The organism is Bacillus sp. FSL W8-0848 (assembly GCF_038007805.1).
Classification (GTDB): domain Bacteria; phylum Bacillota; class Bacilli; order Bacillales; family Bacillaceae; genus Bacillus; species Bacillus glycinifermentans.
The window spans coordinates 3,785,850-3,808,390 of the sequence record NZ_JBBOYB010000001.1 but is presented as its reverse complement, the minus strand read 5'-3'; the positions used below and the strand labels follow the sequence as shown (position 1 = coordinate 3,808,390).

17 protein-coding genes and 2 riboswitches are annotated in these 22,541 nt (G+C 46.9%); of the genes, 8 read left to right on the top strand and 9 right to left on the bottom strand.

Annotation, left to right across the window (positions count from 1 at the left end):
• Positions 1-6: 6 nt before the first annotated feature.
• From licT to NSQ39_RS19985, 3 genes are all read left to right on the top strand, one after another.
• The gene (gene licT, locus NSQ39_RS19995; RefSeq protein ID WP_175075961.1) at positions 7-840 is read left to right on the top strand and encodes a BglG family transcription antiterminator LicT; all 834 of its coding nucleotides are present in this window, start codon (positions 7-9) and stop codon (positions 838-840) included.
• 298 nt (positions 841-1,138) lie between these two features.
• Positions 1,139-2,953 (top strand): beta-glucoside-specific PTS transporter subunit IIABC, encoded by a 1,815-nt coding sequence (locus NSQ39_RS19990; protein ID WP_175075962.1) that lies wholly within the window; start codon positions 1,139-1,141, stop codon positions 2,951-2,953.
• 21 nt (positions 2,954-2,974) lie between these two features.
• Positions 2,975-4,393, top strand: a complete 1,419-nt coding sequence (locus NSQ39_RS19985; protein ID WP_046130496.1) for a glycoside hydrolase family 1 protein — start codon at positions 2,975-2,977, stop codon at positions 4,391-4,393.
• 43 nt (positions 4,394-4,436) lie between these two features.
• Here the strand turns inward: NSQ39_RS19985 and citH are convergent, their stop codons facing one another.
• Complete coding sequence (citH, locus tag NSQ39_RS19980; RefSeq protein ID WP_175075963.1) at positions 4,437-5,741, bottom strand: citrate transporter CitH; 1,305 nt, start codon at positions 5,739-5,741, stop codon at positions 4,437-4,439.
• A gap of 253 nt (positions 5,742-5,994) precedes the next feature.
• Between citH and NSQ39_RS19975 the strand changes: the two genes are divergently transcribed.
• A complete protein-coding gene (locus NSQ39_RS19975) occupies positions 5,995-8,070 on the top strand; it encodes a catalase (protein WP_216898906.1) in 2,076 nt (691 codons plus the stop codon).
• Positions 8,071-8,112: 42 nt separating this feature from the next.
• On the opposite strand, the gene NSQ39_RS19970 is transcribed toward NSQ39_RS19975, so the two are convergent.
• The 5 genes from NSQ39_RS19970 to NSQ39_RS19950 form a co-directional block, all read right to left on the bottom strand.
• On the bottom strand, positions 8,113-9,309 hold the full coding sequence (locus NSQ39_RS19970; RefSeq protein WP_046130590.1) for a NupC/NupG family nucleoside CNT transporter: 1,197 nt from the start codon (positions 9,307-9,309) through the stop codon (positions 8,113-8,115).
• 136 nt (positions 9,310-9,445) lie between these two features.
• Positions 9,446-9,547: riboswitch (purine riboswitch) on the bottom strand.
• Positions 9,548-9,904: 357 nt separating this feature from the next.
• Positions 9,905-10,906 carry a UDP-glucose 4-epimerase GalE gene (gene galE, locus NSQ39_RS19965; RefSeq protein ID WP_046130493.1) on the bottom strand — a complete coding sequence of 334 codons (1,002 nt, stop codon included), beginning with the start codon at positions 10,904-10,906 and terminating at the stop codon, positions 9,905-9,907.
• Positions 10,907-10,937: 31 nt separating this feature from the next.
• Positions 10,938-11,921 (bottom strand): glycosyltransferase family 2 protein, encoded by a 984-nt coding sequence (locus NSQ39_RS19960; RefSeq protein ID WP_082094088.1) that lies wholly within the window; start codon positions 11,919-11,921, stop codon positions 10,938-10,940.
• Positions 11,922-11,934: 13 nt separating this feature from the next.
• On the bottom strand, positions 11,935-14,163 hold the full coding sequence (locus NSQ39_RS19955; RefSeq protein ID WP_335497908.1) for a glycosyltransferase family 39 protein: 2,229 nt from the start codon (positions 14,161-14,163) through the stop codon (positions 11,935-11,937).
• Positions 14,164-14,298: 135 nt separating this feature from the next.
• Positions 14,299-15,429: a 5-methyltetrahydropteroyltriglutamate--homocysteine S-methyltransferase gene (locus tag NSQ39_RS19950; protein WP_046130048.1), complete on the bottom strand. Its 1,131-nt coding sequence runs from the start codon at positions 15,427-15,429 to the stop codon at positions 14,299-14,301.
• 71 nt (positions 15,430-15,500) lie between these two features.
• A riboswitch (SAM riboswitch) is annotated at positions 15,501-15,612 on the bottom strand.
• 278 nt (positions 15,613-15,890) lie between these two features.
• Between NSQ39_RS19950 and NSQ39_RS19945 the strand changes: the two genes are divergently transcribed.
• A complete protein-coding gene (locus NSQ39_RS19945; protein ID WP_216898902.1) occupies positions 15,891-16,574 on the top strand; it encodes a DUF3298 and DUF4163 domain-containing protein in 684 nt (227 codons plus the stop codon).
• Between the two features lie 98 nt (positions 16,575-16,672).
• Here NSQ39_RS19945 and NSQ39_RS19940 read toward each other — a convergent pair whose 3' ends face one another.
• From NSQ39_RS19940 to NSQ39_RS19930, 3 genes are all read right to left on the bottom strand, one after another.
• Positions 16,673-17,197, bottom strand: coding sequence for a chorismate--pyruvate lyase family protein (locus NSQ39_RS19940; RefSeq protein WP_341016998.1), 525 nt, complete (start codon positions 17,195-17,197; stop codon positions 16,673-16,675).
• Positions 17,198-17,376: 179 nt separating this feature from the next.
• Positions 17,377-18,351, bottom strand: coding sequence for a LacI family DNA-binding transcriptional regulator (locus tag NSQ39_RS19935; RefSeq protein WP_046130056.1), 975 nt, complete (start codon positions 18,349-18,351; stop codon positions 17,377-17,379).
• 189 nt (positions 18,352-18,540) lie between these two features.
• Entirely contained in the window at positions 18,541-18,678 is a 138-nt protein-coding gene (locus NSQ39_RS19930; protein ID WP_216898900.1) for a hypothetical protein, read from the bottom strand.
• A gap of 103 nt (positions 18,679-18,781) precedes the next feature.
• Between NSQ39_RS19930 and NSQ39_RS19925 the strand changes: the two genes are divergently transcribed.
• Genes NSQ39_RS19925 through NSQ39_RS19915 form a run of 3 tightly spaced genes read left to right on the top strand, consistent with a single transcriptional unit; the run spans position 18,782 to position 22,493 of the window.
• Positions 18,782-20,017 (top strand): MFS transporter, encoded by a 1,236-nt coding sequence (locus tag NSQ39_RS19925; RefSeq protein WP_216898898.1) that lies wholly within the window; start codon positions 18,782-18,784, stop codon positions 20,015-20,017.
• Between the two features lie 14 nt (positions 20,018-20,031).
• Entirely contained in the window at positions 20,032-21,510 is a 1,479-nt protein-coding gene (locus NSQ39_RS19920; protein ID WP_216898896.1) for a glycoside hydrolase family 32 protein, read from the top strand.
• A complete protein-coding gene (locus NSQ39_RS19915) occupies positions 21,507-22,493 on the top strand; it encodes a carbohydrate kinase family protein (RefSeq protein ID WP_216898894.1) in 987 nt (328 codons plus the stop codon). The genes NSQ39_RS19920 and NSQ39_RS19915 overlap by 4 nt, the downstream gene beginning before the upstream one ends.
• Positions 22,494-22,541 lie beyond the last annotated feature (48 nt).

Here is a 22,541-nt window from a genome sequence, read left to right as displayed (position 1 = left end):
GCACCAGTGAAAATAGCCAAGGTGATCAACAATAATGTGGTCAGTGTTTTAGACGAACGGGATCAGGAGCTTGTGGTCATGGGCAGGGGAATCGCCTTTCAGAAAAAACCCGGTGAAATGGTTGATGAATCAAGGATAGAGAAGATTTTCAGGCTTGATAATAAAGACATCTCAGAACGATTTAAAACGCTTCTCGATGAAATACCGATCGAATTTATGGAGATGACGGAGGAAATCATCAGCCTGGCAAAAATGCGGCTCGGAAAAAAGCTGAACGACAGCATATACGTGTCGCTGACCGATCACATCCATTTTGCCATTGAAAGGCATAAAAAAGGGATGGATATTAAAAACGCTTTGCTCTGGGAAACGAAACGGCTTTATAAAGATGAATTTGCCATCGGCAAAGAGGCGCTTTTGATGATTAAAAACAAAACCGGCATTGAACTTCCTGAGGATGAAGCCGCCTTTATCGCGCTTCATATCGTAAACGCCGAGCTCAATGAAGAAATGCCGAACATCGTCAATATTACGAAGGTCATGCAGGAAATATTAAGCATTGTGAAGTACCACTTTCATGTCGATTTTGACGAAGAGTCGCTTCACTATTACCGGTTTATTACTCATTTGAAGTTTTTCGCGCAGCGGCTGTTCAGCGGGTTCTACATGGAAATCAAAGACGATTTTTTATTTGACACCGTAAAAAATAAATACCGGGACGCTTATGGATGTACAAATAAAATCAAGCAGTATATTGAAAAAGAATACGGCTACAAGCTGACGAGCGAAGAATTGCTCTACTTAACGATCCATATTGAAAGGGTTGTTCATCAGGCGTGATCAGAAAATGAAAGCGTTGACAATAGGGGAAATGTGTGCTAATTTGAATATAAACAACACCACCACCATCTATTTTAGGATTGTTACTGGTGATGCAGGCAAAACCTAAATTGCTATGGGACAGGGGCGGAAGTCTCTTTTCATGGCGATTTAGGTTTTTTATTTTCATACGCTCACATACGGATTGTTACTGCTTACGGCAGGCAAAACCTAAATGAAGCCTTTTCACAGGCTTTGTTTAGGTTTTTTCTTTTTCATAGATACATAGGTTCCAAGTGAGATGAGGGGATGATCACAGATGGATTTTCAATCATTAGCCAAACAGATTTTGACTCATATTGGAGGTGAAACAAATGTTGCTTCTCTTGTCCATTGTGCGACAAGGCTGCGCTTTAAGCTGAAAGACCGTTCAAAGGCCGATAAGGAGGCGATTGAAAGCATCGACGGCGTCGTGACGGTTGTCGAGAGCGGGGGACAGTTTCAAGTTGTCATCGGCAATCACGTCCCTGAGGTTTACAAAGAGATCGGACTCATGTCCGGCGTTCTGGAGAATGCACAAGCAGGCGGAAGCCGGGACGAAAAAGGAAGTCTCGCCGGCAGACTGGTCGACATTATATCCAGCATCTTCATGCCGCTCCTCGGCGTCATGGCCGGGGCGGGGATTTTAAAAGGGCTGCTTTTAATATGTACGAACGCCGGATGGCTGACTGCCGAGGAGACGACATATACGATTTTATACGCGGCCGCAGACAGTTTATTTTACTTTTTGCCACTACTATTGGCCGTTACGGCAGCGAAGAAATTCGGAGCGAATATGTTTGTGGCGCTCACGATAGCCGGGGCGCTCATTTATCCGTCGATTATTGAATTGAAAAACAGCGGCGCAGATGCGGAATTTTTCGGTATTCCCGTCGTTTTGATGAATTATACGTCAACCGTTATTCCGATTATCCTTGCCGTATTCGTGATGAGCTATCTCGAAAAATTTTGTATGCGCTTCATCCATGAAAGCGTCAAAAACTTTATCACCCCTCTCATTTGCCTAGCGGTCATGGTACCGCTGACCTTAATCGTGTTCGGTCCGCTCGGGGTTTATACGGGAAACGGCATTGCCGCAGCGATTTTGTCGATTTTTGATGTCAGTCCGATTCTGGCCGGGGCGCTCATCGCGGCATTGTGGCAGATCCTTGTTATCTTCGGGATTCATTGGGGCATCGTCCCGGTCATCCTCAACAACATTGCCGTCCATGGAAAGGATTACATCAAACCGGCGACGGCGGCGGCCGTTTTTGCCCAAACAGGAGCCGCCTTCGGCGTGATGTTGAAGACGAAGAACAAAAAGCTGAAGGCTTTGGCAGGATCTGCCGCGATAACGGGAATTTTCGGCATTACCGAACCTGCCGTTTACGGGGTGACCCTGAGGCTGAAAAAGCCGTTTGTATGCGGTGTCATCAGCGCGGCGGCGGGCGGAGCCATTATCGGCTATTCCCACAGCATCGCGATCGCGTCAGGCGCCCCGGGGCTGTTGACCATTCCGATTTTTTACGGACCGGGCTTTCTCGGGTTTATTATCGGCATCTCCGTCTCGTTCATATTATCGATCGTGCTCACCTACATCGTCGGATTCGATGATCCCGCGGATGAGAAAAAGCAGCAGCATGGCGGCGAACAGATTTACAGCCCATTGCAAGGAGAAGTGCTTCCGTTAACCGAAGTATCTGATACAGTCTTTTCGTCTGAGGCGCTTGGCAAAGGCGTTGCGGTGCTCCCGGCGAAAGGAATCGTCACCGCACCGGCGGCCGGCGTTGTCTCAACGGTATTTCCGACAGGGCATGCATACGGCATCACGACGGAAAGCAAAGCCGAAATCCTCATTCATATCGGAGTGGACACCGTAAAGTTGGAAGGAAAGCATTTTTATCCGAAAGCCGTACAAGGGCAAACCGTGAAACGGGGTGATATTCTCGCAGAATTCGATTTAGAGGCGCTGAAACGGGAAGGATTTGACGTGAAAACGCCGATCGTGGTGACAAATTCAGATCGATACGGCGATGTCATCAGGACTGACCAAAAACGGATCAAACCGGATGACTGGATCATCACATTAATGTAATCTGCATAGGAGGAATAGAAGATGAAATACAGCACTTTAGCCAAGTTTCCGGAAGGTTTTTTGTGGGGGGCGTCCACTTCCGCATATCAGGTGGAAGGCGCTTGGAATGAAGACGGAAAAGGACCGTCCGTCATTGATGCGCGAGAAAGCTATCCGGAAGGAACGACCGATTTTAAAGTCGCGAGCGACCACTACCACCGCTATAAAGAGGATATCGCGCTGTTTGCCGAAATGGGATTCAAAGCGTACCGTTTTTCAATTGCCTGGACGCGCATCATTCCGGATGGGGACGGTGAGATTAATCCGAAGGGCATTGAATTTTACAGCAATCTGATCGATGAGCTTCTCAAATATAACATCGAGCCGATCGTGACAATGTACCACTTCGACCTGCCGAATGCGCTTCAGAAAAAAGGCGGCTGGTCTGACAGGAGAACGATTGACGCCTTTGAAACATATGCAAAAATCCTTTTTGAACACTACGGCGACCGCGTGAAATACTGGCTGACCATCAACGAGCAAAACATGATGATCCTGCACGGCTCCGCGCTCGGCACGCTTGATGAGAACCTGGAAAATCCGAAAAAAGAGCTGTATCAGCAAAATCACCATATGCTGGTCGCCCAGGCGAAAGCGATCAATCTGTGTCATCAGCTTCTGCCAGATGCAAAGATCGGGCCGGCTCCAAATATCGCGCTGATTTACCCCGCTTCATCGAAACCGGAGGATATTTTAGCCGCATTTAACTATAATGCCATCCGAAACTGGCTGTACTTAGACATGGCCGTGTACGGCCGCTACAATACGACAGCATGGGCATATATGAAAGAAAAAGGCTGTACGCCGGTTATTGCTGAGGGGGACACGGAGATTCTGCGCTCCGCCAAACCGGACTTTATCGCGTTCAATTACTATACGTCGCAAACGGCTGAAGCGAGTAAAAACGACGGCAGCGATACAGCTGCCCGCGGCGGAGACCAGCATTTGCAGACAGGCGAGGAAGGCGTATACAGGGGAAGCAGCAACCCTCATCTGAAGAAAAACGAATTTGGCTGGGAAATCGATCCCGTCGGCTTCCGTTCCACACTGAGGGAAATTTATGACCGTTACCAGCTTCCGCTCATCATTACCGAAAACGGCCTCGGCGCATTCGACAAGCTTGAGGACGGAGACGTCGTTAATGATGACTACCGGATCGACTATTTAAAGCAGCATATTCAGCAAATCCAATTGGCGATAACGGACGGTGTCGATGTCTTCGGCTATTCTCCGTGGTCGGCGATCGATTTAATTTCGACGCACCAAGGCTGCTCAAAGCGTTACGGATTTATATACGTGAACCGCGACGAATTCGATTTGAAAGACTTGCGCCGAATTAAAAAGAAAAGCTTTTACTGGTACAAAGAGCTGATCGCTTCAAATGGCGAGAACCTGGATTAACCCAGTTTAAAGCACCCCTTGTCACGAAGGGGTGCTTTTATCATTAAAATGAAATAATGCCGAGTATCACCGCTGCAATCGTCATCACAATGGTCGTACCGATCGCCCATTTTAATGTGAATTTTTGATGATCGCCGAAGGTGACGCCGACCATTCCGACGAGAAGGTATGTTGACGGAACAAGCGGGCTGAGCAAGTGAACAGGCTGCCCTAAAAGCGAAGCTCTGCCGATTTCAGCCGCGTCGATTCCGTAGTTTGACGCCGCTTCTGCGATAATAGGAAGGACGCCGAAATAATAGGCATCGTTTGACATGAAGAACGTAAACGGCATACTTGTGATCGCCGTAATAATCGGCAAATGCGGACCCATTGAATCCGGTATTAATGAAACGAGGGAATTCGCCATGGCATCAACCATCTTCGTCCCCGACAGGATACCAGTGAAAATCCCGGCCGCAAACACCATGGAAACGACCGACAAAGCATTTCCGGCGTGAGCGGATATGCGGTCCTGCTGCTCTTTAAGCATAGGATAATTGACCATTAAAGCGATGGCAAAAGCGGTCATGAACAAAACCGGCAGCGGCAGCAGGCTGGTAACTAGCGCAACCATCAACACAACCGTCAGCAAAAAATTGAACCATAGCAAGGACGGGCGTTTGAATGACGGCGCATCTGAGGCCGCTGACGTTTCCGATGTCGTTTTGACGGAAGATTGATATTCAATATCCACAACTCCGAGCCTTTTGCGTTCTCTTTTGCCGAGGACATAAGCAACAAAGATGACCCATAGAAGTCCCAGGATCATTGCCGGAATCAGCGGGGTAAACACTTCCGATGTATCAAGCTTGAGGGAGGTCAGCACGCGCGCGGTCGGACCGCCCCACGGAATAATGTTCATCACGCCTGAGCCGAGCATCGCGACCCCCGCCAGTATAAGCGGATTCATTCCGAGCCGCTTGTAGAGCGGAAGCATCGCCGCTATCGTAATCATGTATGTCGTGGTGCCGTCGCCGTCCAACGAAATCATCATCGTCAAAAGGGCTGTGCCGACTACGATTTTTAACGGATCTCCTTTAACAAATGTCAGGATTTTCTTAATAATCGGATCAAACAAGCCGGCGTCTATCATAATGCCAAAATAAAGAATGGCAAACAACAGCATGATTCCCGTCGGCGCTATGTCGGATATGCCTTTCAGCATCATGTCGCCGAGTCCGCCCGCAAAACCGCCGATAAGCGCAAAAACGATCGGGACAAGGATCAAAGCGGTCAAAGCGGATACACGGTTGGACATAATCAGGTACATGAACACAATAATCATCATAAATCCTAAAATCGACAGCATAAACCGTTCCCTCCAAATGATGTTTTCGTAAGGCAAGTTTTTTTTAAGTCGACATAAGAAAGCGTTTACAAAAAACAGTTTAATAAAATTCAGAATTATCTAAATAATTATTTCTAATTTTACACAAATATAATCTGCTGTCAATTTAATCTTTTGCCCGCATCTTCAAGTTTATGAAGCTTCAAAACAGGGTATATCATAAAACAGCATCCTAAAAGAATCCGCATGAAACAAAAAACGGGAGGGAGCTGTCATGAATAAGAATGAGCGCCGCAAAGCCGATAAAAACAGCAAGGATGAACAGCTTGAATACTACCGGACCGACAACCGCGGCAAAAAAATGACGACAAACCAGGGCGTGCGCATATCTGAGGATGAGCATTCATTAAAGGCCGGGACGCGCGGCCCTACGCTGATGGAGGACTTCCACTTTAGGGAAAAGATCACCCACTTTGACCATGAACGGATTCCGGAACGCGTCGTTCACGCGAGGGGATTCGGAGCGCATGGCCATTTTCAGGTGTACGAACCGATGACAAAGTATACAAAAGCGAAATTTCTTCAGGACCCTTCTGTGAAAACGCCTGTCTTCGTCCGGTTTTCGACGGTTGCAGGCTCAAGGGGGTCAGGCGATACCGTCCGCGATGTCAGGGGATTTGCCGTGAAATTTTATACGGAGGAAGGAAACTATGACCTCGTCGGCAATAACATCCCCGTTTTTTTCATCCAGGACGCCATTAAGTTTCCTGATTTGGTGCATGCATTCAAACCTGAGCCCCACAATGAAATCCCGCAGGCATCCACGGCGCATGATACCTTTTGGGATTTTGTCGCCAACAATCAGGAGACGGCGCACATGATCATGTGGGCGATGTCGGACAGGGCGATTCCGCGCAGCTATCGGATGATGGAAGGTTTTGGCGTCCATACGTTCAGATTCGTGAATGATAAAGGCAAGGCCCGTTTTGTGAAGTTTCATTGGAAGCCGCTGCTGGGCGTCCATTCTCTTGTCTGGGACGAAGCCCAAAAAATAACCGGCAAAGATCCGGATTTTCACAGGCGCGATCTGTGGGAGGCCATCGAAAGAGGAGCCGATGTAGAATACGAACTTGGCGTACAAATGATCGATGAAGAAGACGAGTTCAAGTTTGATTTTGATATCCTCGATCCGACGAAACTGTGGCCGGAGGAGATGATTCCGGTTCGGATCATCGGGAAAATGACGTTAAACCGAAATCAGGACAACGTCTTTGCGGAAACGGAACAGGCGGCGTTTCACCCGGGCAACGTTGTTCCCGGCATCGATTTTACGAACGACCCGCTCCTTCAGGGCCGGCTGTTTTCCTATACCGATACACAGCTGATCCGCTTGGGCGGCCCGAACTTTCACGAAATTCCGATCAACAGGCCGGTCTGCCCGTTTCACAACAACCAGTATGACGGCTATCACCGCATGACGATCAATACCGGGCCTGTCGCATATCATAAAAATTCGCTGCAGCAGAACGATCCTGCCCCTGCTTCTGAAGAGGAAGGCGGATATATACATTATCAGGAGAAAGTCGAAGGCCGGAAAATCCGCAGGCGCAGCGACAGCTTTAAAGATCATTTTTCTCAGGCGAAGCTTTTTTGGAACAGCATGTCTCCGGTCGAAAAAGAACATATTGTATCAGCGTTCCGATTTGAGGTCGGAAAGGTCAAAAGCAAGGACGTCCGCAAGCAGGTCGTCGAGATGTTCAACAAGGTCGACGGGGAACTGGCGAAACAAATTGCTGCGGGCGTCGGCGTAAAGCCGCCTGAAAAAGACGAAGGCTCAAAAGTGATGCTCAAATCCCCGGCACTAAGCCAGGAGAACACGAGGAAATCGCCGTTGACAAGAACGGTTGCGATTTTAGCCGAAGACGGCTTCAGCCATTCCGAAGTTATCCGGGTCATCACAGCCTTGATTAAAGCGGGGCTTGTTCCCGATGTCATCAGCTCGCATTTAGGCGCAGTCAAAGGCGACAACGGCAAAGAAATCGAAGCCGGAAATACATTGCAGACCGCCGATTCTGTGCTGTATGACGCCGTTTATATTCCAGGCGGCAAAGACAGCATTGAACGGCTGAAGAAACAAAAAGCCGCGTTGGACTTCATCAATGAAGCGTTCAGCCATTTTAAAGCGATCGGAGCCGCAAGCGAAGGAGTTGACCTTCTGGCGTCCGCGGCCGGCACCCGTGCGCTCTCAGAGTCCGGTATCGTAACGGCGGCCGGCGGCGCGCCTGATGCATTCAGTAAAAAGCTGATCGAAGCGGTCGGTCAGCATCGTCATTGGGAGAGAACGGTATAAAAAAAAGCAGGCCGTTAAAGGCCTGCTTTTTTCGTCTAGCGATTACCACACAAACAACCCGACAATCGCCGCGCTCAACAGTGAGACGGCAATTCCGCTGACAAGCAGCTTCCAGACGTTTTTACCGATAACCGCAGATTTTTCTTCTTCTTTAAATAAAGAGTTATATGTTCCGTAGATCATGCCGACGGTGCTGAAATTAGCAAAGGAGACTAAGAACGTCGTTGCGACCGCAGCTGTGTGCGGCGGAAGCGATTGTAACTGCGTTTTTAAATCCATCATCGCCACAAATTCGTTTGTGGCAAGCTTCATGCCCATCAGCTGTGCGACATACATCGTGTCATTCCATGATAAACCGAGCAAGAACGCGAACGGGCTGAAGATGTACGAAAAGATTTTTTGGATCGTCAAGCCGTGCATGATCAGACCCAAGATGCCGTTTACGCATGACGTGAGCGCGACATATCCGATGACCATCGCCAAAATGACGATTACCATGTTCATGCCGACCATCATGCTGTTGGAAATTGTTGAGAAGAAGTCCTTCTTTTCTTCTTTCGGCGGCACGTAAATGATGTCTTCGTCTTTCTTAACTTCAACCGGGTTTAAAATGCTCGCCAGGATCAACGCGTTTAAACAGTTTAAAGGAATGGCCGTAAATACATATGTGGCCGGAACCATCGCCAAATAAGAGCCGATGATCGAACCGCTGATGCTGCTCATGCTCATGATGCCGAACGTCAATAGACGGTTTGTCTTTAGCACGGACAATTGCTGACGAATGACGGCCAGCGCTTCCGTGTTGCCCAAAAACATCATTTGAATCGAAAAGAAACTTTCCAATTTAGGCAGCTTGGATACTTTTGAAATCACCCAGCCGATCTTATCGATCAGCCACGTCAGGATTCCAAAATAAGACAGAATGTCAAAGAATGTGACGACAAAAATAATCGGCAGCAAGGCGCTGAAGAAAAAGTCGACCGTCGGATTGCTCATCACGGACGGAAAAGCAAACGCGATACCGTCTTTCGCGCAGTCTATCAGCCAAGAGAAGAATGAGGCGATGACGTTAATGACGGAGCCGCCAATCTTCGTCCCGAGCATAAACCATGTTACCAACAGTTCAAGTACAAAGAGAGAAAGGATCGGTCTCCACTTTACTTTTTTCTTTTGCGGGGAACATAAAAAAACAACGGCCATGACGACAAATATACCCAAAATATTAATTAAAAAATACATGATCCCAACTCCCAAAATATTTTTTGAAAATAAAAAGGCTCTTATTTTTTCATAGATTCTGACAATACAGAAAGCATGAAAAATAAGAGCTGACGTAAAATAGATGGATTGGCGAAACCGTCCTATTTTCGTGTTCAAATCTATCAAACTTTCTTGTAGTCTAGCGATTTACGGTTGCTAGGTAGAAACAATCAGACCCTATTACTGATTATATACAAGAATGCTATTTGTTATTTTGACTGTATTTTATCCTGACAACCGTTAAAAATCAACCCGCCATTATATTTTCACAATAATAAATTATTTCCAATACTCCTGTGACATATACAAAAAAGCCGGTGTTAATGTTCTCATAGATTTACAAAAAACCAAAAAACAGCCGACTGCTTATTTAGCCGATTTGGACATTAGCGGTTTGAATCACGGCTTACTTTGAATAAATTGCAAAGCGTAAATTTTGTTGTCGGATTTTCCAAGTCTGGCTCTAAGCAGTCGATTAGCTTTTGAAGACAAGTCAAATTCACCATGAAAAAAACTGCACCCTATTGCCAGACAGCGTCTAACACTAAGGTGCAGTTCACATTTCCCGGCTTTTTCAACCCTGCCTCATCTGACGCGACCCATATCCATTCGGATTCGCAGAGTGCCAGTTCCAGGCGTCGCGGATAATTGCGATCAGGCTGTTGTGTTTGGGGATCCAGCCCAGCTCTTTCCTGGCTCTGGAGGAGGAAGCGATCAGCGTGTCGGGGGCGCTGCAGCTGCCTTCCGCATAACGCGTGCTGATCAGGCTGATGCCTGTAACATACTGGGCGGCCTGGATGACTTGTTCGGCGGAATAGCCTTCTTCGTAACCTAGGTTGAATGTCCGGCTTTCCCCGCCCTTTCTTAAATGGCTGACAGCGAGTACATGGGCTTCTGCCAGGTCCTGAACGTGGACGTAGTCGCGGATGCATGTCCCTTCTGCCGCCGTGCGGCCGTTGCATGATAAAGATACAAAAGGTTTTTGCCCAATTGCGGCGCGAAGAACGCTTGAGATGAGATGCGTATCGCTGTCATCGTCCTCGGCTTCGGCAAGAAGCGCGCCTCCCGCATTGAAAGAGCGGAGAATCACATATTTCAGTCCGTATGCTGTTTCGGCTTCCATCAGCATTTTCTCCATCGCCCATTTTGCTTTTCCGTGCGGGTGTACGGGCCGGGGTTCTGTTTCCTCTGTAATCGGTCCGTCTATTGCGTCCCCGTAGACAGATGCGCTTGAAGCAAAGACGATCCGGCCGACGCCGAATTCCTTCATGACCGCAAGCAGCGTTTCCATGCCTGTGATGTTTTCATTAAAGGAGGCAAACACGTTTCCGGATTTTGAGGAAATCGGAGTGGCGGCAAAATGCATGACGGCTTCGATGTCCTCGTTGGCGAATACCTGCTTGAGAAAATGCCGGTCCCTGATGTCCCCTTGATAAAAAACAGCTTCGGGATGGATGGCTTCCGCTTGCCCTGTTGCAAGGGAATCGACAACAACGACTTTTTCATGTTTCTCAATTAACGTGTAAACGGCGTGGGAGCCGATATAGCCGGCTCCTCCGGCAACGAGTATGCTCATCGAAATCTCTCCTTTTGTATCTCTTTATTTGTTACACGATATGCCGCTGAGGTGCGGCAGCCTGTCTCTTTTCTTCAAATCCGTATTTTCCGTCTATGATATAAAGCGGCCGGTCTTTGACTTCGTCATAAATCCGTCCGATGTATTCGCCGATCGCTCCGAGGATGATCAGGATAAATCCGCTGAACAAGCACTGCAGGATGATCATCGAAGACCAGCCGGTAATGGTGCTTGTCGTGAACAGCTTCAGGCAGACGACGATAAAGGCGTATATAAAGCCGATCGCCGAAAGCACGATTCCTGAGTAGCTCGCCAGTTTCAACGGCTGGAAGGAGAACGATGTAATTCCGTCCAGCGAAAGTTTCAGCATTTTCTTGAGCGGATACTTCGTTTCGCCGGCGAGCCGTTCGCGGCGTTCATAGTACACGGCCGTCTGGTTGAATCCGAGCCAGCTGACGAGTCCGCGTACAAACGGATTTTTCTCTTTTAGTTTGTTCAGTTCTTTGACGACTTTGCGGTCCATGAGCCTGAAGTCTCCCGTATCGACGGGGATGTCAACATCTGTGAGCTTTCTCAGGATGCGGTAAAACATGGAGGCCGTCTGTTTTTTGAAAAACGTTTCTCCTTCCCGCTTCGTCCGGACGGCATAAACGACGTCATAGCCTTCACGCCATTTCTCCGCCATTTCCAAAATCAGTTCGGGCGGGTCCTGCAAATCCGCGTCAATGACGACGATCGCTTTTCCCGCTGCGTAGTCCGTTCCTGCGGTGATCGCTATCTGGTGTCCGAAGTTTCTTGAGAAATTCAGGCATTTTACGGCCGGATCAGTGTTTGCCAGCGACTTCAGCATATGAATGCTGTCGTCGCTGGAGCCGTCATTTACAAAAATCAGCTCATAGGCTTCACCGGTTGAATCCATGACGTTTTTGAGTCTGTCATAAGTGTTGTGAAGAACCTCTGCCTCGTTGTAGACAGGGATTACGATTGAAAATGTGATTTCTTTCTGCACCTTCATCACCCTTCCTTTATCAGTCTAGCTCCACTTTATAGAGAGTCTGGTTTCCTCCCGGTCCGTTTGCTTGTGATTTGCTTGTTGAAGACGAGCCGTTCCACTTGCTCTCAGAAATCTTTTTGCCGTGCTTTTTAATCCAATTTGTAATGTCAGAGTTTTGCATTCCTTTGTCATCGCCGATCAGGAAGTATTTGACTTCACCGTTTTTGACGAGCTTTTCGAGCTTGCTCACGGTCAAAATCGGGTCGCTGCCGGAGAATCCGCCCATCGCCATCACTGCTTTGCCGGTTTTGATGATGTAAGATTGAGCAGAAGTTGCGCTTGAGACTGCAAATAAGTATTTTTCTCCGGTATTGTTCTTTTCCAGGTATGACAGGAGGGCTTCATTGACTGATTCGCCGCCGCCCATTCCGCCTGATCTCATTTGCTTTTTCTGATTAGGGCTGCTGCCTAGCTGGTTTTGGCCGGAGCTGCTGCCGGCGTTGTCATTGTCCTGCCCGGTTTGGCCGGAATTCATGTTAGGCGGTGCGCCATTGCCGCTTTGACTGCTGTTGTTTGACTGGCCTTCTTGGCCGCCAAATCCCGGAGGCCCGTCACCGTTTTTCATTTGCATCTTGCCGCCGCCTCCGCCAAACGATTGCGCCGATTTAGGCCCGGCTTGCGGGATCATGCCGTTCACTCCGTCAGCGAGAGTCGCCGTCGTCCAGTAGAAAGGACCGATCAGCATGCCGAGAAGCGCTGCAAGCGAAACGTAGTAGCTGAACGACTTTCCTTTTTTGGCAAAGAAGAAGAGAAGACAGCTTGTGCCGATTCCGAAAGCGCCGATGAGAATGCTCCAGCCGATTCCGATGTCGCTGAGATAAGGGCTGAAGATATACAATTCAAACGCTGTTGTCAGCAAAACGCCGATTGGCAATAGCCGTTTTTTCCAGCCGTTTTCTTCCTGATAAAGTCGAACAAGTGCCGTCCAGCCCGCACCTGACAAGGCTGCAATCGGTGCTGCCAGCATGATCAGATAGTAGTGGTGGAAGAATCCGGCGATGCTGAAGAAGCCGGCGACAGGGACAAGCCACATCGTCCAGAAAATCGTTTCATTCGTTGTATCATTGAATTTTCTTTGACCGCGAAGGCCTGTGATCAGCAAGCCGATGATGCCGAACAATACAAACGGGATCAGCCAGCTTGCCTGACCTGAAAGCTCAGATTGGAACAATCTAAGAGGTCCCGGTGTCCCCGTACCGAAAGAGCCTGCACCGTTGCCCCCGCCTCCTGGACCGCCGCCGCCTTTTTGAACATCGCCCGTCTGGCCGCCCGGACCGCCTGAAGGCATTTCTCCGCCGCTTGGCGGATTCATCTGTCCGTTTGAGGAAGATGAACTGCTGCTAGATGTGCCGCTTTGCTGCTCTTGGTTCGATTTCTTTTGTGTTTGATCAGAAGCCGCTTTGCCCCCGCCTGCTCCGGACTGTCCCGTCAGACGCTGGACTCCGTTGTAGCCGAAGGCGAGCTCCATGACAGAGTTCGTCTGGCTGCTGCCGATATAAGGCCTGGAGCTTTCCGGCTGGCTGTCAACAACGACTGCCCATGATACGGAAACCGCCGCAAGAACGATGACCGATGTAATCAGAGACACAATTTTTTTGCGAGTCGTCGTCTTTGCTGCAATCAGATAAAACAGCATAAATGCAGGTAACACCATGTACGCTTGCAGCATCTTGACGTTAAAGCCGACGCCGACCATACAGAATGCGCCGAGCAGCCAGCCGATTTTTCCTGTGCGGACTGCTTTAAACAGCATCCATGTTGCAATCATCAAACAAAGGACAAGAATGCTGTCAACGTTGTTTGTATGGCTGACAGCGACGGCAATCGGTGTACAAGCCATAACGAGTGCGGAAATTCTTGCTGCCGTTTTCCCGAAAGTAGGTTTTACAATGAAGTAGAGCAGTGCTACGGAAATGACTTCCGCGATTCCCTCGGGAAGCACGACGCTCCAGCCGTGCACGCCGAACACAAGCGCGAAAAGGGTCTGTACCCATAGTGCGACCGGCGGTTTATCGACGGTTACAAAACCTCCCGGATCAAAAGAAGCGTAAAAGAAGTTGTGAAAGCTTTGCGTCATGCTCGTAACGGCTGCCGTGTAGTAGGCGTTGTCTGTATCGCTGTTCCAGATGCCGTACAGGTTGAGCGCTGCGGATAATAAGAGAATGAGAACTAGGAATATATCAATTTTCCTTTTCTTTATCATGATTCGATCACCTCACTAACAAGCATTATAGAAGCCAAATATGATCAAACTATGAACAAATCAAGAAGGATTTTTAAAAGAAGACATAAAAAAAGCCATACCTGATATCAGGTATGGCTTGAAACATGTCCTTATTTATTTCCAAACGTCTTCGGCAATTTCGATCACGTGGCGCAGTTTTTCCCACTGCTGTTCTTCGGTCAGCAGGTTGCCTTCTTCCGTTGAAGCAAAGCCGCACTGCGGGCTTAAGCACAGCTGGTTCAGGTCGACATATCGGGACGCCTCTTCAATGCGCCGCTTAATATCATCCGGGTTTTCAAGCTCTCCGAATTTAGATGTAATTAAGCCGAGGACGATTTGCAGGTCTTTCCGTTTCACGAAGCGAAGCGGTTCAAATCCGCCGGAGCGCTCATCATCGAATTCAAGGAAGAGCCCGTCAAGGTTCAGTCCGTCGAAAATCGTTTCAGCAGCGGCGTCGTATCCGCCTTCTGCCACCCATGTTGACTGGAAGTTTCCGCGGCAAATATGCATTGTGACAGTCAAATCATCCGGACGTCCTTCGATTGCTTCGTTGATCGTATTGGCGAAGGACTGGCGCAGCTCATCAGGCTGGCGGCCGAACGCCTTGATTTGCTCATGTCCCTTTTCTGAGAAAAATACGGACCAGGCAGTGTCATCAAGCTGCAAATAGCGGCAGCCGGCATCGTAGAACGCGCGGATCGCTTTTTTGTAAGCCTGCGCCACATCGTGGTGGAATTCATCCAGATCCTCGTACGGGCTTTCTTCCAGCTTTCCTCTGAAAAACAGCATATTCGGGCTCGGGATCGTCATTTTCGGCGTATGCGTTCCCGCAATACTATGAAGAAACTTATAATCTTCCAGCATCGGATGGTTTGTAAAGTCGACTTTGTCGGTTACTTTTATGCCGCGCGGTTTCGTTACGACATTGTGAAATTGAATACCTTTGTCCGCTACATAGCCTTCAACACCGTCAAGACCTTCGAGAAAATCGAAATGCCACCATGAGCGGCGGAATTCGCCGTCCGTTACGGCTTTCAGGCCGATTTCTTTTTGTTTTTCGACAATGCGTTTGATCTCTTCGTTTTCAACTTCACGCAATTGTTCCGCGGTAATTTCCCCGTTTGCTTTTTGCAGGCGCGCTTTTTTAACAGGCTCAGACCTGAGCAGGCTGCCCACCTGGTCCGCCCTGAACGGCCCTATTTTTCTTCCTGGCGTTTGCTGCAGTACATCGGTTGATTGTGTCATGCTTCATCCCTCTTTCTTTATTAACATAAAAAAGCTCTTCCCGATAAGGAAGAGCTTGGCAGACAATCTCCTCCTTATCTTCAAGAGCACAGCCGTGCTCTTAAGGAATTAGCACCATTCTGTCAAAAAGACAGCGGTTGCCGGGCTTCACAGGGCCAGTCCCTCCACCACTCTTGATAAGGAAAACCTTTTTATGCGATTTTTATAATAATTTTAATATTAATACTTTTTGCGAAAATGTCAATGGGTTTTGATATTTATTGCTAAGAACGCGATTTATGCAATTTCTCAAGCTTATGTCCAGCCGCTTTGAAACAAACCCTGCCGAAATACGGTTTCATTTTAATGAGACCGAATTTTTTTATTGAAATGAAAACTTTTTCACGGGGCTGTCAGTCTTACATGTGTACCCGTTTTGAAAATGGGTAATATAACAATGAAACGAAAAAGGAGGCCATATGATGAACAAAAAACCGTTTTTCAAAGCAGCGGCGATCATGCTTTCAGGGCTATTAATGCTGATGTTGTTCAGCGGAGCGGCGATTCCTTCGGCTCAGGCTGCGAATGGGAAAAAACCGGTGGTGACGACCCATACATACAAAAACGTGAAGGAATTGAAGTACCCGCAGGTTAAAAACGTCGGCAGCAGATCTTTGCAAAACAAAATCAACAAAGACTTTAAAAACTATATCGAACAATCCTACAAAGACTATCTGAAAAACAAAAAGGACGGCCAACAGCACGGGTATCAAACGGCATACCAAACGTCTTTTGACGTCAAATATCTGACGGGCGAAAAGATCAGCATCCTGACGAAAAACTACGTGTATTCCGGCGGGGCGCACGGCAATACAGCCGTCCGCTCGTTCAACTACGATTTAAAATCAAAAAAACGCGTCTATCTGACAGACGTATTAAACAAAAAATCAAAAATCGATAAAACGAGAACATACATTTACAAATACATTCAAAAGCATCAGGACACGTTCTTCCCGGATGTGAAGAAAAAAGACATTGTCCTTCTTAAAAACACGGCATTCTACTTTACAAAAGACGGGATTGCGATCGTTTTCCAGCAATATGACGTCGCACCTTATGTCGCCGGAAACCCGGTTGTTGCCGTTCCGAAAACGGTCTATCAGTAAATGACAGCCCCTGTTTCGCAGGGGTTTTTGTTTTGAGGTGAGAAAGAATGAGGAGATTTCGGAAGCCCTTTCATAAAACTGTAGCTGACGGGCATGATTCAGCCCGCTGTCAGTCTGCAGATTTTTTCTAAATCAAACAGTTCGGAGACGTGGAAGATGCACTGCTGTCCGCTGATGATCTGGTATCGCTTAAAAACGTATTCCCTGTCTGTTGAAACAGGCACAAGATGTGTAAAGTGTTTTCCAAGGGACTCACCGGTGCTGAAGATTTCACGCCTTGACTCCAGTTCGGAAATGATTTTGCCGATGGGGAGCCGTTCTTCTTTCAGATATCGTTTAACGGCTGGCGGCAATGCATTTGTTTTGACATAGACATAGTTAAATGACAAATAATCATCGCCCCGTTTTAATGAGGAGGTCCTGAATAAAATCTTATCATCAGGCTGAAACAGCTTTGCTTCCTCAGGGGATAGATGATCGTAATCGACATAGGCCTGCCGGAAAACTTCAATATCAACCTTGCCGCCTATTAGCGTTTCGATTGCCTTGGTTGTTGAACCATCCGTTTTGGTCAGCATCTCTTTCACAAGGGAAGTAAGCGATTCAGGCAGAACTTTGCTCATTTCCAATTATGGCACCTCCACACATAGATAGAATATTTTGAAAACTTGTACTATACATTATCACAGGGAGGGTGGTTTGTCTAGAAAAAAAGTTAAAATTTATCTTATTTTTACAAAAAGCGGGGAAGAGGTATAGGAGAGATGAAGGCTGCAAATCTCTCCGTAACAAAATGTGAATATTAAGTGGTTTCACCTTCCAGAACCTTAACAGGCAAGTAGGTTTCAAGCGGCAAATCGTTAAAATCACCATCGACCGCTTTTAGCAGGATATCGATTGCTTTTTGCGATATTGATTGAATAGGCTGCTGGATGGTTGTTAAAGAAGGGAGCAGCGACTGAACCGTTTCCGTTCCATCGTAACCGATCACTTTTAAGCGGCTGGGAATATCTTTGCCGCGTTTTTTGGCTTCAGTCAAGACGGCAGCAGCTATAAGGTCGTCACTGGCAAAAATGCCGTCGGCATTAGGTTGTTCATCAAAGAGCCTTGAGATACATTCTTGATAATTTTGATGAAAAGGAACTTCATATGTAACAGGCTGCCTTCCGTGTTCTTTCATGATGTCTTCATATGCTTTTCTCCTAAGATTTGCAGGTGTTTCAAGCTCGAGCGGTCCATTAATATGGACAATGTGCTTGCATCCTTTTCCGAGCAGCAATTCTGTCGCCTTTTTTCCGCCGGCATAGTTGTCTGATCCCACTACCGGGATATGATTGGATAAATAGTGATCGATTGCGACAATCGGAAGGTTTTGTTTGTGATAATCTAAAATGCCCCTGTTAAACGTTACGGCGATAACGCCGTCAACCTGATTTCGTATCAGCATTTCCAAATATTTTTCTTCTTTATCCTTGCGGTTTAAACTGTTGCAAAGAAGAAGTTTATACCCTTTTTGTGTGCAAATGCTTTCAATATGAAAGGCCAGTTCCCCGAAGAAAGGATTGCTGGAGTTCGGAATAATGAGGCCTATTAAATTTGTGCGTTTTCGGAATAAAGAGCGGGCAAGATCGTTTGGAAAATAGTTGATTTCTTCCATCGCCTTGTACACTCTTTCTTTCGTTTTTTCGCTGATATAACCGCGGTTATTCAGCACCCGTGAAACGGTGGTTGATGAAACACCTGCTATTTTTGCAACATCGTGAATGTTAGGCTTCATGCATTTGCCCCCTGTGTTATTGAAATGGCTTACAATTCTCATCACGCACTTATTTTAGAGAATTGAACCGCTGTGTGCAAGGATTTTCCATGAATCTCCGCGAGGGTCTTTTTTGTCGCCTTTGTAAAAATGTATGTCAACCGGTTGACATATGAAACCGGTTGACATAAAATTCATTTGAAAGCGCTTTTAAATTTTGTTGGAATGATGGTTTAAGGTGAAAAAAGCGTCTGGCATGGAAACGTCCATGTGAAAAACGGCTTCAAAAGAAAACGTTTTCGCGAGATGGTGTCCAAACGATTCAAAGCCGGCAGAGGCAAATGTCATGTTAAACATCCGTATTTTCGTGTAAAGAGAGGCGCCCGGAATGCGGAATGACGGCACAAATGCAGTTAAGCAATTTCAAATAATGGTCAAGGGAGCAGTGAAAATGAAAGGCTCAAAAATTCTGTATTGGAAACTAAGCGCTTATTTTTTCTTTTTCTTTTTTACTTGGTCTTCCAGCTATTCTTTATTTGCGATTTGGTTAGGGCAAGAAATCAATTTGACCGGGTCTGCGACGGGCATTATCTTTTCTGTAAACGCTATCTTTACTTTGTGCATGCAGCCTTTGTACGGTTTTATTTCCGATAAGCTCGGGCTGAAGAAAAACATATTATTTATGATCAGTTTGCTTCTCGTATTTACGGGTCCCTTTTATATTTTCGTCTACGGACCGCTTTTGCAATACAATGTCTTTCTTGGGGCTATCGTCGGGGGAGTTTATTTGGGAACTGCTTTTCTCGCCGGAATCGGCGCGATTGAAACCTTCATTGAAAAAGTCAGCCGAAAATATCAATTTGAATATGGAAGAACAAGGATGTGGGGTTCCCTCGGCTGGGCTGCGGCGACATTTTTTGCAGGTCAGCTGTTCAACATCGATCCGAATATCAACTTCTGGGTTGCGTCCGTTTCAGCAGTCATATTGGTGGCCATTATTGTTTCTGTAAAAATTGAGATGACAGATGATGAAAAGGAAAGGGCAGACTCGGTCAGGTTAAAAGACGTCGGAGGGCTTTTTCTCTTAAAAGACTTCTGGTTTTTGATGTTGTACGTGATCGGCGTAACATGCGTGTACGGCGTCTATGACCAGCAGTTCCCGCTTTACTACGCTTCCTTGTTTCCGACTCCGGCCTTGGGGAACCAAGTATTTGGATACCTTAACTCATTCCAAGTATTCATTGAAGCGGGCATGATGTTTCTTGCACCTTTCATCGTCAATAAGCTCGGCCCTAAAAAAAGTTTGATTTTAGCGGGGCTTTTAATGGCTTTCCGTATTATCGGTTCCGGACTTGTCAGCGGACCGGTCGGAATTTCGTCGATGAAACTCATTCATGCTTTAGAATTGCCGATTATGCTGATTGCGATGTTTAAATATTTGGCGACTAATTTTGATACTCGTCTTTCATCCGTTCTTTACCTTGTCGGCTTTCAATTCGCATCCCAAGTAGGCACGTCGATTTTTTCGCCGCTTGCGGGAGGTTTATACGACAGCATCGGATTTCGGCAGACTTATCTCATCATGGGAGCAATGGTTCTTTGTTTCACCATTATTTCGATTTTCACTTTGCTAGACTCAAAGAAAGACATTGAATTGGCTCAAAGTCTACAAAGAAAACATATATAGAGAGGATGTCACAGATGAATAGAATTCAGCAGGCGGAAGAAGCATTGAAGAAAGCCGGGAAAAAAGTGAAACACCGCTACCGAATGGGCTATCATATGATGCCCTGTGCAAACTGGATAAATGATCCAAATGGTCTTATTCAATATAATGGGGAGTACCATGTCTTTTATCAGCATCATCCGTATGATGAGAATTGGGGACCGATGCATTGGGGCCACTTGAAGAGCAGGGATCTCATTCACTGGGAGCACTTGCCGATCGCTTTAGCACCAGGAGACGAATTTGATGAGAGCGGCTGCTTCTCAGGAAGCGCAGTCGAATATAACGGCGAACTCGCTTTAATCTATACAGGGCATAATATGATAGATGAAGAGAAAGATGATTTCTATCAAAATCAGAATATAGCTGTCAGCAAAGACGGTATCGTCTTTGAAAAACTGAAAGAAAACCCTGTCATTGCAGAGCCGCCGGAAGACAGCGCACGCCACTTTCGCGATCCGAAAGTATGGAAGCATCATGAGACCTGGTATATGGTTGTCGGAAATTCCTCAAAAGAGAACGTTGGACGGGTCATTTTATACCGCTCGCTTAACTTTGTAGATTGGGAATATGTAGGCATACTCGCCCAAAGCGACGGAAATCTCGGCTTTATGTGGGAATGTCCGGATTTCTTTGAATTAGACGGCAAACACGTTTTGCTGATTTCCCCTCAGGGTATAGAGGCGGATGGTGATTCATATCAAAATCTGTATCAAACAGGCTATTTGATTGGAGACTATGATGAAGAAACGAATGAGTTTGTACATGGCTCCTTTAAAGAGCTGGACCATGGCCATGACTTTTATGCCGTGCAAACTTTGTTGGATGACAAAGGGCGCAGAATTGCGATTGGCTGGATGGATATGTGGGAGTCAGAGATGCCGACGAAAGCGGACGGATGGTGCGGGGCTTTAACTTTGCCGCGTGAATTGACGTTGAAGGATGATCACAAAATTTTAATGAATCCCGTCGAGGAGACTAAATTACTTCGTGAATCGGAACATCATGAATGTGCCAATCAATCGATTTCCAGCAGCTATTTTATAAAGACAGCCGAAAAGCTTCTTGAAGTGATGGCCGTTTTTGATTTGACAATTTGCAGTGCCGAAACGGTTGGCTTAAAGATTAGGGGGATTGAACAGGAAGAGACAATCATCCAGTACAGCTTGGTTGATCAGAAGCTGACGCTCGACTGTTCAAAGTCCGGCAAAACGCGGGACGGTGTGAGAAGCGTACGGCTTGAGGCGGAGGAGAAGCTCACCTTGCATCTGTTTCTTGACAGATCGTCTATTGAAGTATTTGCGAACCATGGTGAAGCGACAATGACCAGCCGCATATATCCCAATGAAGGAAGAGCCGGGATTGAGCTGTTTTCTGAGAAAGGCAATGTACGGGTTGAAGAGTTCACTTACTGGACGTTGAAAGATATTTGGAAAGGCGATGAAGCCAAATGAGCAGAATATTTTGCATCGGTGAGACGTTAATCGACTTTATACCGATCCAAAAAGAAACCCCCTTGCAACATGTCACGGGCTTTGAGCGCGTAGCCGGAGGAGCGCCTATGAATGCCGCGATTGCCGCTGCTAAATACGGCGCCCGTGCGGCATTGCTGACGAAGGTTGCCAACGATCATTTTGGCGATTACTTAATCAGCGTTCTTGAAGAAAATGGAGTTGACACTTCCTATATCGTTCGAAGCGACGAAGGTGAAACCGGATTGGCATTTGTATCCGTAGACAAGTCCGGCGAAAGAAGCTTTCATTTTTATCGGAAGAATGCAGCCGATTTGCTGCTTTCGGCAGATGAGGTTAAATCTGAATGGTTTCATAAAGGGGATCTTCTTCATTTCTGTTCAATTGATTTAGTTGAAAGTCCAATGAAACTGGCGCATATGAAGGTAATCAATGACTTCCGGGAAGTCGGCGGAATTGTTAGTTTTGATCCAAATGTCAGGCTCCCGTTATGGCCTGATGAAACAAGCTGTCGTCATACGATCAAGCAGTTTTTACCGCTGGCGGATATTGTAAAAGTATCACTTGAGGAATTGCCGTTTATCACAAATATTGATGATGAGAAGGAAGCGATTGCTTCGCTTTTTACCGGCAATGTTAAAATCGTTGTGTTGACAAAAGGGGGAAACGGTGCGTCGATTTATTTGAAATCCGGCGAAACCTACGAAGATAAAGGATTTAAAGTCGCTGTTTCAGATACAACCGGCGCGGGCGACGCCTTTATCGGAGGCTTTTTATCAGAGTTGGCACTACTCGATGTATCGAACGAGAGGCTGTGTGAACGAGTACGCAAGCACCATCGAAGATTGTTGGAGTTTGCCAATGCAAGCGGCGCCTTAACTGCTTCTGTGAAAGGAGCGATACACGGTGCACCGGGCAGACAGCATGTGATGAATCTAATTTCAACAAGTGCAGATAGAGATTAATCTGAGAAAAAGCGGCTGCAGTGTCTTGCAGCCGCTTCCCGCTTTATT